The sequence below is a fragment of the Phocaeicola sp. GP0067 genome (assembly GCF_031119655.1).
Classification (GTDB): domain Bacteria; phylum Bacteroidota; class Bacteroidia; order Bacteroidales; family Bacteroidaceae; genus Phocaeicola; species Phocaeicola vulgatus.
The window spans coordinates 100613-113719 of the sequence record NZ_JAVHZY010000008.1 but is presented as its reverse complement, the minus strand read 5'-3'; the positions used below and the strand labels follow the sequence as shown (position 1 = coordinate 113719).

Sequence of the window (13107 nt, the reverse complement as noted above, 5' to 3'; positions counted from 1 at the left end):
GAAGAAGCGATTTAAACCCCAGCAACTTGAACGACAAAGGTGCGATAGGCCGATCCACCGCCACCAAAATTCGAGACGGAAAGATTGTGACTCCAAATTCTTACTTCAAACTGATGAAATGGATGGAAAAGGAGAAACCGGAGGTTTACAAAGAAGCCATGGAGCACATCCTGAAAGAACTGGGCAAGCTCAAAATGGAAGAGTAACCTCCCGGCTTCCCGGAAACGGGAATTTTCCCCGGTAAACGTGGGGAAACGGGAAACCGCCATAGAGCGCCTCTGTATGGAGACTGCCTCTATGGCGGTTTTTGCACCCGGAATAGCTGTTTTATTATCTTTGCAACAGTTGGATATAAGAAAGGCAAACCCTCAAATTAGGGCTTACGTAAATCATCTGCATATTCCTCAGCTGACATATTTCCGCCCCAATCGCCTTCGTAACAAGCAAAAGGATCTTCTGTTTCAATATCCTGTTCCTTTGTATACGTATTTCTGATGGAATTTATCAGTTTTGCAATTAAATCCAGTTTTTCATCTACACTCAGTGAAGACAATACACTCATATACATATCTGTTGGCAGAATTAAATTAGCACATATTTAATTCTGCCAACAGGTTATTTTAATACCGAAATGTTTGGAAGTTCTCCCCCTTATCGGTAACTTTGCCGCATCACCTTTTCCGTAAAGTCCGGCATCCAATTTTACCGGTTTCGGTAAAGCGGAAAGGCTAATGGAATATAAGCTATGGGAAATTGGAGTGAACAACAGGAAGTAAAGAAAGAGGTTAAAGAGAAAGATAAGGTAAGGCGTGAAAAACTTGCCAGTCTTTTCTTTGATCTTTGTAAAGTCACTTATACTGTGCTGGTCGTAGGATTGCTGGTTACATTATTCCAGAATGAATTATATACAAACTATTTGATGATTGCACTTGTTGTTGTAGGAGTACTAGTGGCTTTTGAATTTGCAAAGATTGGAAATAATATTTTAAAGAGATAATAATTATGGTTGCATTGATAGGACTAATAATAATAGCGATACCGGTAACGGCTTTTTGGATTTACACCGAAACACCGTCAGGGAAGAAGTGGATAAAGAATCTGTAATCTATGACACAGTTAGATGGTGTGACTTTTACAATTGTTGCTAAAAGTGGCAGGAGCATTCCTTATATGGCTTTATGCCAAGTCGGGCAAGAAATGGCTGGAAAATCCATATTTACCAAGTATCTATCGTACGTGTAAAGGTACGTGATTTACGTAAATCATCTGCATATTCCTCAGCCGACATATTTCCGCCCCAATCGCCTTCGTAACAAGCAAAAGGATCTTCTGTTTCAATATCCTGTTCCTTTGTATACGTATTTCTGATAGAATTTGTCAGTTTTGCAATCAAATCCAGCTTTTCATCTACACTCAGTAAAGACAATACACTCATATACATATCTGTTATACTTATATTTCTAACTATAAATCCTCCTTTTTTACCTAAAAAATTATTTTTCTTGTGACAGATAAATACAGAATTGTTGAATATTTACAATATTCACTTTGGGAAAATCTATATCTTTCAGCACATCATAATGATGGTCGTTGGTAACAATGTAGTGCGCATTGGCCGAAATGGCACAATCCACAAACTTATTGTCATCAGGATCGACTGTAATCAGATTAAAGTGATAGAATGGAGTTATCAATTCAACAAACGGACTGTTCAATATGGTTTTCACCACATATTCCGCCGTTTCATTGTCGGTAAGTCTTTGCAGAATTTCTATATATTCCTCCAATATTTCATTGGATACACAGAGCTTGTTCTTTCCGTCCACAAAGGATTGCCACAAGACATGGTAACGACTCCTTTGAGGAATGCTTTGAATAAGACAATTCGTACCAAGAACCAGCTAGCCATTGACGTTATTTTAATGAATGGATATCCATTTCAGCTATTTCATCCAGCTTTTTCTGGTCAAGAATTCCCTTATCCCAAAGTTCATCCAACTTTGTATTCATCCGTTTGGAATAATATTGAAAGAGCACCTCTTTCAATTCTTCCAGACCTTCCTGAGATTTATCGTAAGAAAACATTTCCAACAAATGCCTCTGTATGGGGTTGAATACTGTAGTTTCCATAATTATATCGGTTATAAATTCTATGCGAATATAGAATTTATAATGATAATATCCAAAATGTTTCTCATTAATTAACGCCTATGAAATATGACTCGATAAATCTTGCAACAATATCTCCCTTACACCCGATGTTCAAAATGTTGTAGAGTAAAATCTATTCCGGAGATCCTAATCGGATAATCTTTTTTATCATTTCAGATGGATTTTGAAGTAAATGCCACCAGAGAAGTATTTCCCGTTGTTCAATTCGGCAATCAGGTTGATGTGGTCTTTCCAAAGCTGGTAGTGCGCCCCGATGTTCACGGTGCGGGCGTCATATTCGGCCATCAGATCCAAGCCGTTCAAAGCTTTCACTATTAATGATTCCTGATTTGGAAATCTACATTGGAAATTAGCTCCTATAGCAGGACGATTGTGATGCTTCCAAGTGGCAGGTCTATCTAATACAAAAGAAAAATGCACTCCTAAAATTCCTATATTTTTAAAAGTAACATGTTTCGTTGCAGCAACGTAATAACGATTAAAAAAACAATTTCCTCCATTTTGATCACGACTAGATATACCCCCTCCACCATAACTATCATGAGTACCCGGATCGTCAGCTCCTATTACAATCTGTGGTGTCCATGACTTCCACCAACCTTCTTTCCATGCACGTAATCGAAAATTAAACGATCGATCTTGATTTGTATACTTTCCCCATGACTGCTCTGGGAAATAAGTAGAACCTTCATTGGCATAATTCAATGTACAAGTATACCCCACTTCCAACCATGGAAATATAGTAATGTTAATATAATAATTAAAAGTATATTTTACATCAAAATCATAATAATGCAATGGTATGATATCCAAGACATTCCCACCAAACATAAAAGTTTTATCTTGTTGCATATCCGCTGTTGGAGCATGAAGTAATCCTGTTGTTCCCCTCAATGCCTGTCCATAGCTATTAGTACAAACGCACAAAAATCCCCAAACAATAATTCCAATCCAAGCCCCTCCTATGCTATCAATGTTTTTGTGCAAGCAACCACTTAAAATATTTTTCATGCTCATCTACTAAATGTTCCCAAGAATATTCCGTACGAATCTCTTTTAAATTTCCATTTATAAAATTATCCTTATCCCTTGCTACAACAGCATCTATATCATTCAATAACTCTCTCACATCGGCAACTGTATGATAATATTCCGCATTGTTTTTTAATACAGCCCGATTGAATATATTATCATTCGCTAAAATAAAACAATCTGAAGCCATAGCTTCTAAAAGCGACGGGTTTGTTCCTCCCACCGAATGACCATGAAAATAGGCAAAAGAGAACTTTCGTATCGAATTCAATTTCTTGAAATCATAAATCCCCCCCATAAAACGTATAGATTTTTCTCTACCATACTGTGCTACCAATTCCTTGCCATGAGGAGTATTGGTCTTTCCTATAATGACCAATGGTTTACATCCATTCTCTTTAGAAGCAAGATATCCTTCTATAGCCATTACTATATTATTTTCAGGCTCCAATCTTGCCACAAGCAGATAATAACTGTCCGGAATCAAATTAAACTCTTTTAGATATTCCGAATTATAGTCATCGTGAACATCCGCCCCATAAGCAAGGAACTTACTTTCTTTACCATATTTTTCTTTATAGTAATCATAAATCCCCATATTGTCAGCTATCAAGTAATGGCTATGCTTAACTGTCATCCGTTCCTCCCAAAAGACGAATTTCCGTACCCATTTATTAAATTTGGTACGTTTATATTCCAAACCGTCCATATTCGTTGTGAATATGGGACATTTAATATTCTTTACATCAAACCAAATATAAGCAGGCACAATACTAGTATATCCAGCTTCATAGATGATATCAAAATTATCTCGTTTCAGTGCATCTCTCAGTGAAGCAAAATCATAAAAAAAACTCCCAAGAGAACTCCCCATCCATGTTTCAGGACTATATATATGCTTAATACGGACTCCTTTATAAGTTTTCTCCTTATAAGGATGGAAATGAGGAGAATAAACGGTCACTTCATGACCTCTTTTTGCTAAACCTACAGATATGTATTCAGCAAATTGTTCGAAACCTCCGTAGTTGTTGGGAATACCACGAGTGCTAATAAAAGCTATTTTCATTGAAAATTAAATGTATGAAGTTTAACCAAAACATGGACAAGCATACTTTGGTACTAAAGAATATATAAAAACAAGATTATTATTTTTGTGCAGAAAAAATGCCAAAGAGAAAGTAAAGAATTTATCTTAACTCGGTTATTTTTACGTTTTCGTACAAATGTTTTTCTAATACAAAAAATTGTACATAACTACATTCAGAAAGACATTCTCATTGTTACAACAAATACTTTCCGATTACCCAATAGAGTAATTTCTTTTCAATTATAATAAAGATTTAACTTTGAAAATAAATTTCATGCTATTTTCTTCAATAACAATTTATCCAACCCTCTTTGTACGCAATACGCAAAGCATATAGCCAAACAAATTGTAAGAACAGAAGTTACAACATAATTTAGATTACTATCTGATATATAATTTTCTAAATGTAGTCTCTCTACTACCCTAAACATCACCATATGACAAAGGTAGATTTCCATAGATATACCACTAAGAAAATCTATTATTTTATTATGCAACCATTTTTTATCAGAGCCTAAGGCATACATATGGTATGCAGTAAAGACAATCAACAATGGGAATAAAGAATGACCTAACAAATCTGATATTGGTAATAAAAAATACCCTATATTCAATACTAAACAAAACAGTAACATCCACCCTCCTATTATATTCATCCAATTATGTATCTCCTTTCTATATAAATAAAGTAGTCCACCTATAACAAAATAAGGTGCACTATATAGTATATTATGTCTGCCTGGATTAAAATTAATAAACTGTTCCGTAAAGAAATATTCTTGACAAAGTATATTTATGATTATTGTTATACCTAATACAAACCACGCACGCTTCTTACTATTCATTAAAAAAACAAAGAATGGAAATAACATATAAAATAGAAATACAGTTCCTAAAAACCATCCTACCCCAATCACCTCTAAACTATTATTAGGTAAAAGTCCAAAAACTAATGTACAATTCATAAATGCCTCAAACAAACTTCCTTTAGAAAATCCAATCATTATATCTATTAAACTAAGGAATGCAAAGAAAGGCAAGATACGCCAATATCGCTTCGTATAAAAACAGTTCAATGTTATACTGCCTGTTTTTATACGTTCATAATAACCACAGCAAAGAGAAAAACTACTTATAATAAAAAATAGAAAAACAAAATTTGTAAACCACTCAATAACAGGAGTTATATTGTGTAAATGAGGAGTAGGAGAAATATTAGCAAGGATATGCATCAAAGCGATTCCAATAGCACAAAAAGCACGAAATCCATTCAGATTATTGTATCTATTCATAAGTACTTTCTCAAAATTAAATTCAAAGTGTTTATAAAATTTTATTCACCTACCATTTATTTTATAAACGAGCAAATAAAGAAGTTCGAGAACAATGTATTATCCCACATAACGATGCCATAATCAAATAACAATAAACACCAAATACAGCATGAATACTTTGAATATATGGTTCAACAAAAGAAGACAACATACAAATTGTAGTTATTGCAAAACAGGGAGTTCTTAAAGACCAATCATTTGTTTTAAAAAACATCACATTATATGAACGAATAAATATTATTATATATCCAACGACACCCAACAATCCATTTTTAATCAAAATATTCAACCACGCAAATTCAAGTGTTCCATCCCACCCGACTGTACTACGAATTGCATCTACGTATGGCACATCCTTTTCATAAGCCATTTCTGCACTTCCAAATACCATATAATATATATGCTCCTCATAATAATCCAAATAATTCAATAGCCCTCTAATTCTATACATATATGTATCTATATTCATTGCATAATTTACATAAAAAAAAACGGAGCTTATCATTACAACTACCGCAATGATAAATAGTATTTTATTCCGTTGTTCCCTTTTTATTTTTCTAACTTTATCCAAGCTAAATGCAAAAAGGAAGAAAAAGAATAACATAATAGCTCCTTTTGACATAGATAAAAAAATAAGTATAACACAAACGGCCATAACATATTTATCAAGCCTATACTTACATCCATATTTTGCATTTAAAAATAGTCCTATAAATACAGCTAAGACATCAGACCCAAAATAATTTTTAAACAAAATACCTCCATTAAATCCCAAAGTACCTTCACTTCCATCAAACAAACCTATTCCCGTGCATATTGCTAAAACAAAAGAAATAACCACCCCATATAATATTGCATAAGACAAATTTCTAATATCTTTAAAGGAAATAAGAAACCCTTCAAAAATAATAGCAGAAAAGACAATTACAATCATTGTAAAAATTAAAGAGAATTTTGTCATCCAAGTCAAAGATTGCACCAAGATTCCAAGAGCAAATAAGATGCCAAGAATAAAGACAGTTCTATTTAGATATTTTTTTTTATAACCGTAGCATATTCTACGATAATGAATAAAAATAATTGATAAGAAAATTCCATATCCTAAAAATTCCAAAGCATTCTGCATCTCCATGTTAACAATAAACAAAGAGCCAGACAAAGTAATAATAAATATTGATAAATTCAAGAAGAAATATTTATTCAATTTTATTACTAGTTTACCATCTTTTCTCATCATCTCTTCCTTTTAAGAAAATAGAAATCCAACATTAATTTTGACTTACTAAGCACTACTATTTTCTTCTTAACCTATTTATCAATTTAGCACTTAATAAAGCTAGAACATATAAATTCATTTTTATCAAATACAAATACAATTTCACTATTACAGGTAAAACATTAATATTTATGTCTTGTAAAGAATGATTCTCTCTAATCTCAGATCTTAAATAATTAGCTGAATCTAAAATAGAATTATTGCATTTTATTTCATGAAATATTGCTGTAATGAGCCAATATGCATTAAAAGCATTAATCTGTTCATCAATATTTTTTTCTTTACCACCCAATTTTGATTTTATATAATCAACTAATATTCTATTATTTTTTATTCGCTTTTTATCATATGAATGAAGAAAAGAACCTTGATTCAATTGATTATATACATATAAATTATCAGGAAGAAAAAACGCTGAATCTGCAAAATACAAGCATTCAAATATATAAGCATTATCTTCTCCCATACGTATAGACTCATTTTGACAATAATGATTCATCAATAAAGATCTTTTTATAATTTTTCCACCTGCTGATGGAAAGACGAGTCCTTTATAAAAAGACTTCCGCCTATCCCACATCATATATGGATAAATTATATCTTTAAGTTTATCCTTTGAATAAAATCCTTTGTCTACATAATAAGGTATTGTTTGCTGATGATCACCAAATTCCTTTATCATATTATAGATAATCATATCAGGATGATACTTATCAATAGCATTCTCCTTTACTTTTTGTAAAGCATCCGGAACTAACCAATCGTCTCCATCTACATAGCAAATATAATCACCGACCGCAGATAAAAGTCCTGTATTTCTTGCACTTACCAAACCACCATTAAGCTTATGAATAGTACGAATGCGTACATCTTTTTTTGAATATCTATCACAAATTAATGGACAATTATCCGGAGAACCGTCATCAACTAGTATTAATTCAAAATTCTCATAAGTCTGCTGCAAAATACTTTCAATACATTTTTCCAAAAAAGCTTCAACCTTATATATCGGAACGATAACAGAAAACATTTTTTTCATTTTTAATCTATCTAAAATTCAACTATTAATAATTACCAACTTATTTCAATTTTATCATCCGCCTATACATATACACGATAAAAGATAAAATCCTATATCTCTTTCCGCTTAGCAACTTCAATAAAATTTTATCAAATAACGGCAAATGAGAATGTTCATGAATTGGCTCAATATTTAATTGCCTTATATAATCCCATAATGTTCTATCCGAGATCTTTAATAAATATGCTTGTATTCTCAATTTAGATAAGGAAATAGAATTATTATACAAATAACAATCTTCCTGCTCACTAAAAAAATGCTCCAACACATTATTAGCTAAATATAATTCATTCACTGATTGTAATGCTATATTATTAGTATAAGACCCTTTATTATATCGGACGTAATAATATAAGCATTCATCAAGTTTCACTATTTTCTTTGCATAATACATCAATCTAGGCACTACTGCATAATCTTCTCCAAAATTTACACTTTCAACCGATTGAACTCCTGAGTCAAGAACTAGTTTTCTTAAAAACATTTTCCCCCATATGGAAGATTGGTTTTTCCTTTCAATTAAGTTTTTAATATAAGAGGTTTTATCATTCGGTATATGCTGATGATTCTCAACAATCCGATTTCCATAAACACAATAATTATCAAAAACTACAACATCTGCATATTCGGTCTCTATACATTTGCATAACAACTGAACTGCATCCAGTTCTAAATAATCATCACTATCAACATGTATTATATAATCACCGGTAGCATGATTAAAAGCTGTATTTCTAGCAGCAGATAAACCTTTATTAAAATTATGATGAATAATAGTAACCTGCTCCTTTCTAAATGGATAATCATCCAGAACCTTTTTTAAAACAGCTATACTACTATCTTTTGTACAATCATCAACAAAAATATATTCTATATTTTGATAAGTTTGACCAAACAATGACCTTGCACAGCGCTCGATATATTTCTCCACTCCATATACAGGTATTAATAATGAAATTTTATTATACATATATTTATTACTTATAGAACTATCCAATCTGAAGGGATTATATCACTAGAATCTCCTATATTCATAAAACGAGAAGGAGATATTACTCTTTTGTTATCATTTGTATTAAGCCATGCCCCCCACCAACTAAAACTACTATTAGCTATAATATTATGAGTACATTTTGACATAAGAAACATATCTTGCCATGCATTCTCTCCTTGATTACAATCAACAATTATCATATTAGGAATATCAAAATTACATTTAACCCATTCTGCATCATTTGAAAAAATAAAAAAGAAAATTTCCTGTCCATATAGTGTTGTAAAATAAGAAATAGCTTTATAATAATATTGCAAAGTACAAATTCCACCATACAACTTTTGATTTTGCACATTCAAGTAATCTCCTCTCCGTACATGAACAGAAACACTTTGGGTCTTTTTTATTTGGTACAATATAGATCTTGAACATTCAGATATTTCATCTTCTTTAAATCTAAAAATTGCACGAATTTCCCTTTCTATACCCTTAAAATATTTTTCTGATTGCCAATAACCTAAGAAATAACAGCATCCACCTTTTGCATCAGGAATCAACCGCAATCTATCATATTTAGAAGGTATTTCATCTTCTACATATCTCACTTTTAACAAACGAAAAATAAAAAACAAATAACACTTCCATTTTTTATCCAAATGATTAATTTTAATCAATGCCCGAACTACCCATCTATTCAATATATTACTTTTACAATCTACAATACCAAAAACATCATCTAATTCAAAACCGTTATGCGATCGATTTTGTCCTTGCAGCAGGGAATAATCACAACGTATCTTCATATTACTATGCCTCTTAGATAAATAAAAGGCATATTGAAACATTTGGTTTCCTAATCCTCCTTGTAAAAAAACAATTTCTATCATTTTCAAACTAAGTTCCTCAAAGTATATCTATAAAATTATTTTGAAATTAAATTAAGCTGAATCACACGCTTCATTTTCTCAATAAATCGAATAAATAAACACCTACTCTTTATACCTTTCATTTTATTAATTTCATCACCAAAAATTTTATATTTATCACGAAATATCATTTTAGGATATTGGGGAGTTTCCCATTCTTCTGGACGTCCATAGTTTGTTGACAGAACCTTTATTTTACGATCTAGTAAAAATTTATTCAAATGAGACTCGTCATGATAAACAGCAGTTACTTTATTAAAATAATCAATATCCGTTTGCTCCTTACACTCCTGCAAAAGATTAACATATTCTCTTGTACGCCCTCCTGTTATTCCACTCTGATAATAAATATTCCCTTTGCCATAAGGAATACACGCTGTTGAATATATATTACGATCATAAGGAAATTTTCGATTATCATCATAACAATTCCAAGACAAAGACAAAAGAAATCCCTGTTGTTCATTAGGTGCGATTTCAGGCCAAACAATATAATCCAAGAATAAAGAATTACCATTAAAAAAGAATACATAATCAGTATCTCTAATAAGAATATCCTTTATTTTAAGAAATATCTCATAACGTTTTAATGCAATATCAGGCCATGGTAATGCTTCTTGATAAAAACGATGTATATTAACATCTACATCCTCTTGATATATTTTATCAACATCTGTAAATACATAATATTGTTTTACGCATTCAGAATCACTCAAAAAGTATTTTTGACAACTTTTATAAAATTCCTCCCAAAATACAATATATTTTCCTGTACAGATATACAAAATTCCAACCTTCATATTATTTGTTTTATATTTAGATTCATATTCACAAAATACTCACCAAATTAAATCAATTATAAAATTTATTTTTTCCTAAAATATTTTTTACAGAATCCATTTCTTCAAATGAAAAAAGTCCTGCAAAGGTGACATAAGTTATAACTCCAATTATAACTCCTCCAATCAATTTTCCCAAATACGAATGCCACAACAATTCCACACTCCCCCATGTTATAATTGCAGTTCCCACAGATAAAGCAAAAATAGGCATGATTGATTTCAACTCATTCATTAATGACAAACAAGACACTTTACGCACAAAATGAGTCATTATATAGATATCTACAAAAGAATAAACAACCAATCCCCAACAAACCATTTCCAATCCAAAAGGAAAAGTCACCAATAAAATAACAACAGCAATCATTTTTTTCCACAATTCCCCTTTCAACTGCATATCAGTCCTACCTTTTACTGCCAAAAAATTACTATTCATCAACATTATAGGATCCCACATATAAGCTAAACACAAAATTCTCAAAAGCGGAACTATTGGTAACCATTTTTCTGTAAACAAGCAAGCTACTATCGGCTCAGCAAGAGCAACAATACCTAACATCAAAGGAAATATAGCAAATGAAGCCATTCTCATATAAAACAAGAACCTCTTCTCCAGTTCCTCTTCATTCTCCTTTATGGAACATAATACCGGAAATAAAGCACGATTTATTATCGCAGACAAATTCACCGAAAACCAACTAGCAAAAGAACTTGCACGATTATAATATCCCAAATTTGTAGTAGAAAACGTTTTACCAATCACAATAGTATATAACTGACTATACAAACTAGAAATAACTCCAGCCAATAATAGTTTGGAGCCAAAAAAAAATAATTGTTTAAAAGATTCCCAAGAAAAAGAAAAGATAGGAAGCCATTTTACCAAAATCCATAAACAGCCAACATTCAATAAATTGTTTAATAGAGTTTGAACAACCAATGCCCATACATTATATCCATTATAAGCTAAATACACACCACACACACCACTGACAACAACAGCAAACAGAGAAGCCACCGTCTGTAACTTAAAATTAAGCGCAAGTGTTAGTTTGGCTCGTTGTACAACCGCAAACGAACTTATTATAATATTCAAAAAAACAACTTTTGCTATAAGTTCCAACTGTGGTTCTTGAAAAAATAAAGCAATATACTTTGCTAAAAAATATAAAAGTAAATATATTATAGTACCAACTACAATATTAAAATAAAAAGCTGTTGAAAAATCTTTTTCTGTAGGATTTTGTTTTTGAATCAATGCCATAGTAAAACCGCTGTCAACAAAAACCTGAGCCATAACAAGAAAAACTGTTAACAAAGCTATTAATCCATAATCAGAAGGTAACACCAATCTAGCAAGAATGATAGTTAGCACAAACTGGATACCTTGAACCGACAAACGCTCTATTCCACTCCAAATTACACTATTAGCAACCTTATTTGAAGAATTTACCATATTATTATTTTTATAGCTTTGTACATAATGAAATTATAAACATTCCCCTACAGAAAAATATTAGTTATATATCCAAAAAACAATAATGAAATAATAAATAGTCCTTTGAGTAAATATCTACCCCTATAACAACAGCTTTCCCCCAATATATTCAATCATTTCCTCATTTACCATCAAATCATCTGACGAGCTAGTATTGTACAATTTACGCCCTTCTAACAAATCTGAAAAAGTAGCTAGGCAATCACTGAAAGTTTAGGAAAAGATACTGTACTCAACACCTTAAAATGCGCATCATTAGAAACCAAATAATCAACTTTGGCAGCATTAACACAATCTACAAACTTATTGTCGTCTTTGTCTGCATGTATTAAATGAAAATGATAATGAGGGTCAATTAATGACACATAAGGAGAATTTAGCAATGCCTGTATTACATTGTATACTATCAAAGCATTTGTCTTCATACTTATTATTTCTTCATACTCCTCCAATATTTCGTTGGAAACATAAAGAATATATTTACCGGAGTGCAAGCCTCTCCACACATTAAAGTAATTTCCTCTTTTTGAAAAAGATGAAATCAGACAATTAGTATCCAGTACTATATTAATCATTATAAGGTGTTCTCAAATGTTCTTTTAATATAGCCTCATTCTTATCCTGATCCCACAAACCTTCATCCCACAACTTATCCATATCCTCCTCTACTCTTTGAGCAAAGTAAGCTGTCAAAGATTTACGTATTTCTTCTAAGGCACGCTCGTCTTTAGCATAAGAAAACATCTTTAACAAGTGTAACTGGACTGGGTTAAAAGGTTCTGATTTCATATTCTCTAGTTTTTATTGCAAACAAAAGAACAAATTATATTTCACTTATCCTAGCGATTCAACCTGTTTT

The 13107-nt window shown here is 31.6% G+C and carries 16 protein-coding genes and 1 pseudogene; 2 read left to right on the top strand and 15 right to left on the bottom strand.

Features of this window, described 5'->3' with window-relative positions; translation table 11 throughout:
* Positions 1 to 26 precede the first annotated feature (26 nt).
* Positions 27 to 206, top strand: coding sequence for a hypothetical protein (locus RE317_RS08815; protein WP_008782394.1), 180 nt, complete (start codon positions 27 to 29; stop codon positions 204 to 206).
* Positions 207 to 373: 167 nt separating this feature from the next.
* On the opposite strand, the gene RE317_RS08810 is transcribed toward RE317_RS08815, so the two are convergent.
* Complete coding sequence (locus RE317_RS08810; protein ID WP_258968768.1) at positions 374 to 568, bottom strand: hypothetical protein; 195 nt, start codon at positions 566 to 568, stop codon at positions 374 to 376.
* Between the two features lie 177 nt (positions 569 to 745).
* On the opposite strand from RE317_RS08810, the gene RE317_RS08805 reads away from it, so the two are divergent.
* Complete coding sequence (locus RE317_RS08805) at positions 746 to 997, top strand: hypothetical protein (RefSeq protein WP_117873443.1); 252 nt, start codon at positions 746 to 748, stop codon at positions 995 to 997.
* A 219-nt stretch (positions 998 to 1216) separates the two neighbouring features.
* Here RE317_RS08805 and RE317_RS08800 read toward each other — a convergent pair whose 3' ends face one another.
* The 14 genes and pseudogenes from RE317_RS08800 to RE317_RS08735 all read right to left on the bottom strand — a co-directional run bounded on the left by RE317_RS08800 (position 1217) and on the right by RE317_RS08735 (position 13037).
* Positions 1217 to 1441, bottom strand: a complete 225-nt coding sequence (locus tag RE317_RS08800; protein WP_258968769.1) for a hypothetical protein — start codon at positions 1439 to 1441, stop codon at positions 1217 to 1219.
* A 52-nt stretch (positions 1442 to 1493) separates the two neighbouring features.
* On the bottom strand, positions 1494 to 1901 hold the full coding sequence (locus RE317_RS08795; protein ID WP_032934818.1) for a putative toxin-antitoxin system toxin component, PIN family: 408 nt from the start codon (positions 1899 to 1901) through the stop codon (positions 1494 to 1496).
* Positions 1902 to 1914: 13 nt separating this feature from the next.
* Positions 1915 to 2130 carry a hypothetical protein gene (locus tag RE317_RS08790; protein WP_005843196.1) on the bottom strand — a complete coding sequence of 72 codons (216 nt, stop codon included), beginning with the start codon at positions 2128 to 2130 and terminating at the stop codon, positions 1915 to 1917.
* A 189-nt stretch (positions 2131 to 2319) separates the two neighbouring features.
* Entirely contained in the window at positions 2320 to 3189 is an 870-nt protein-coding gene (locus tag RE317_RS08785; protein WP_005851557.1) for a YjbH domain-containing protein, read from the bottom strand.
* Positions 3143 to 4273, bottom strand: a complete 1131-nt coding sequence (locus RE317_RS08780; RefSeq protein ID WP_117873439.1) for a DUF1972 domain-containing protein — start codon at positions 4271 to 4273, stop codon at positions 3143 to 3145. The genes RE317_RS08785 and RE317_RS08780 overlap by 47 nt, the downstream gene beginning before the upstream one ends.
* A gap of 293 nt (positions 4274 to 4566) precedes the next feature.
* Positions 4567 to 5586 (bottom strand): acyltransferase, encoded by a 1020-nt coding sequence (locus RE317_RS08775; RefSeq protein ID WP_005851553.1) that lies wholly within the window; start codon positions 5584 to 5586, stop codon positions 4567 to 4569.
* A gap of 61 nt (positions 5587 to 5647) precedes the next feature.
* The gene (locus RE317_RS08770) at positions 5648 to 6868 is read right to left on the bottom strand and encodes a hypothetical protein (RefSeq protein ID WP_117889567.1); all 1221 of its coding nucleotides are present in this window, start codon (positions 6866 to 6868) and stop codon (positions 5648 to 5650) included.
* A gap of 55 nt (positions 6869 to 6923) precedes the next feature.
* The gene (locus tag RE317_RS08765; protein ID WP_117889565.1) at positions 6924 to 7946 is read right to left on the bottom strand and encodes a glycosyltransferase family 2 protein; all 1023 of its coding nucleotides are present in this window, start codon (positions 7944 to 7946) and stop codon (positions 6924 to 6926) included.
* A gap of 40 nt (positions 7947 to 7986) precedes the next feature.
* Positions 7987 to 8958: a glycosyltransferase family 2 protein gene (locus tag RE317_RS08760; protein ID WP_117874111.1), complete on the bottom strand. Its 972-nt coding sequence runs from the start codon at positions 8956 to 8958 to the stop codon at positions 7987 to 7989.
* Positions 8959 to 8969: 11 nt separating this feature from the next.
* The gene (locus RE317_RS08755) at positions 8970 to 9869 is read right to left on the bottom strand and encodes an alpha-1,2-fucosyltransferase (RefSeq protein WP_117874113.1); all 900 of its coding nucleotides are present in this window, start codon (positions 9867 to 9869) and stop codon (positions 8970 to 8972) included.
* Positions 9870 to 9904: 35 nt separating this feature from the next.
* Positions 9905 to 10720, bottom strand: a pseudogene (locus tag RE317_RS08750) (family 6 glucosyltransferase); the annotation flags it as partial.
* Positions 10721 to 10760: 40 nt separating this feature from the next.
* A complete protein-coding gene (locus tag RE317_RS08745; protein ID WP_117873638.1) occupies positions 10761 to 12206 on the bottom strand; it encodes a lipopolysaccharide biosynthesis protein in 1446 nt (481 codons plus the stop codon).
* Positions 12207 to 12442: 236 nt separating this feature from the next.
* A complete protein-coding gene (locus RE317_RS08740) occupies positions 12443 to 12823 on the bottom strand; it encodes a putative toxin-antitoxin system toxin component, PIN family (RefSeq protein WP_181987486.1) in 381 nt (126 codons plus the stop codon).
* The gene (locus RE317_RS08735) at positions 12816 to 13037 is read right to left on the bottom strand and encodes a hypothetical protein (protein WP_008671298.1); all 222 of its coding nucleotides are present in this window, start codon (positions 13035 to 13037) and stop codon (positions 12816 to 12818) included. Before RE317_RS08735 ends, RE317_RS08740 begins: the two co-directional genes overlap by 8 nt.
* Between the last annotated feature and the right edge of the window lie 70 nt (positions 13038 to 13107).